This window comes from Streptomyces sp. NPDC026246, from assembly GCF_055567995.1.
In genome coordinates this window covers 1-1,129 of record NZ_JBVHPJ010000036.1, presented here as the reverse complement: position 1 = coordinate 1,129, position 1,129 = coordinate 1, and the positions used below count along the sequence as shown (strand labels likewise).

Genomic DNA, 1,129 nt, shown 5'->3' with positions numbered 1-1,129 from the left:
GGCTTGGCCATGGGCAGCATGATCTGGAAGAACGTGCGGCTGTGTGAGGCGCCGTCGACGAAGGCGGCCTCGGCGATCGACGTCGGCAGGGTGCGGAAGAACGCCGTGAGGAAGAACACCGTGAACGGCAGCGAGTAGGCGATGTAGACCAGGATCAGGCCGTGGATGGTGTTCAGCAGCCCCATGTTGTTCACGACGTAGAACAGCGGGACCAGCGCCAGCATGATCGGGAAGCTCATGCCGCCGATGAACAGGAAGTAGATGAAGCGGTTGCCCGGGAAGTCGAAGCGGGCCAGGACGTACGCCGCCATCGAGCCCAGGACGAGCGTGCCGATGAGCGATCCGCCCACCACGAGGACCGTGTTGAGGAAGTAGTCGCTCATGTTGGCCTGGGTCCACGCCCGCGACCAGTTGTCGAAGTGCAGGGAGTCCGGGAGGGACCAGGGCGAGCTGAAGATGGAGCGGTCGTCCTTGAAGGACGTCATGACCGCCCAGAGCAGCGGCATGACCACCATGATCGCCCAGATGACCAGGACGCCGTGCGAGAAGACGTTGAGGACCGTGCCCTCTTTCCTCGCCTTGGGCGGTGCGGCCGGCGGCAGGTCGTCCTTGGTGAGGACGGCACCGGACTCGGCCGGGAGCGGAGCGGGGGTTTCGGTGGTCTTCATCAGTACTCCAGCCGCTCGCGGCGGCCCAGCCGCATCACCACGGCGGCGAAGGCCAGCGTGACGACGAGCAGGGCGACACCGATGGTCGTGGCGTAGGCGGCCTGCCCGTCCCGGAACGCCTTCTGGTACACGTACAGGACCATGACGGTGGTCGAGTAGTCGGGACCGCCCGGCCCGGTCGTCATGATCTGCACGACCGCGAACGACTCGGCGCCCAGGGCGAGGATGCCCATGTAGACCCAGCCGGACTGCACCGTGTCCCAGAGGAGGGGCAGGGTGATCCGGAAGAACGTGGTCACCCGGTTCGCGCCGTCCAGCAGGGCCGCCTCGTACATGTCCGAGGGGATGGAGGCCATGCCGGCGGAGAAGAGGACCACGAAGAAGCCGACCGTGGACCAGACGAGGACCCCCATCACCGCCCAGAGGGCCAGATCGGGGTCGCCCAGCCACAGCGGCTGGAC

2 protein-coding genes are annotated in these 1,129 nt (G+C 66.6%); both read right to left on the bottom strand.

Annotation, left to right across the window (positions count from 1 at the left end; genetic code table 11):
• Nucleotides 1–668 (bottom strand): carbohydrate ABC transporter permease (locus ACZ4M5_RS34695; protein WP_467743088.1); only part of this gene is annotated, 668 nt, incomplete at its 3' end.
• On the bottom strand, nucleotides 668–1,129 hold a 462-nt coding region (locus ACZ4M5_RS34690; protein WP_467743086.1), incomplete at its 5' end, for a carbohydrate ABC transporter permease. The genes ACZ4M5_RS34690 and ACZ4M5_RS34695, both read right to left, overlap by 1 nt.